Raw genomic sequence first — 419 nt, 5'->3', positions numbered from 1 at the left:
AACTTGGTCCTCGATGCCAACGGTATTCGTTTGATGTTTTTTGATGATGAGCGGATCAAACTCGCCCTTGCGGTCGCGGGGAACTGAAATGTCTACCTCTTACAGGTGGACAAGCAATGCCAGTGATTCATTCGGATAACGGTCCACAGTTTATCAGCAATGTATTTGAAGAGGCGTGTGAGGAACTGAAGATTGAACATGAACGGATTCCGCCCAAAACGCCCAACATGAATGCACATATCGAGTCATTCCAGTGTCTGTTAGAAGATGACAGATTATCCTCATGTGAATTTGAGGCGTATGCAGAGGCATACGAAACAGTGGATAAATACATGAGGTGGTACAACAACGAGCGGATTCATTCAAGCATTCACTATTTGTCACCCGCAGAATTCCATCGTGAACATGTGAAAAACGGG

1 protein-coding gene and 1 pseudogene are annotated in these 419 nt (G+C 45.1%); one reads left to right on the top strand and one right to left on the bottom strand.

The genetic code is table 11. The features are described 5' to 3' along the window. Nucleotides 1-99, bottom strand: a pseudogene (locus J3482_RS21155) (transposase); the annotation flags it as partial. A 17-nt stretch (nucleotides 100-116) separates the two neighbouring features. Between J3482_RS21155 and J3482_RS20295 the strand changes: the two are divergent. Then, nucleotides 117-419, top strand: a 303-nt coding sequence (locus J3482_RS20295; RefSeq protein WP_206923103.1) for an integrase core domain-containing protein, incomplete at its 3' end; no start/stop codon positions are given.

Source organism: Alicyclobacillus suci (assembly GCF_017329615.1).
GTDB classification, from domain to species: Bacteria; Bacillota; Bacilli; order Alicyclobacillales; family Alicyclobacillaceae; genus Alicyclobacillus; species Alicyclobacillus suci.
The sequence above is the reverse complement of the archived record's forward strand: the minus strand, read 5'-3'. Positions and strand labels throughout refer to the sequence as shown.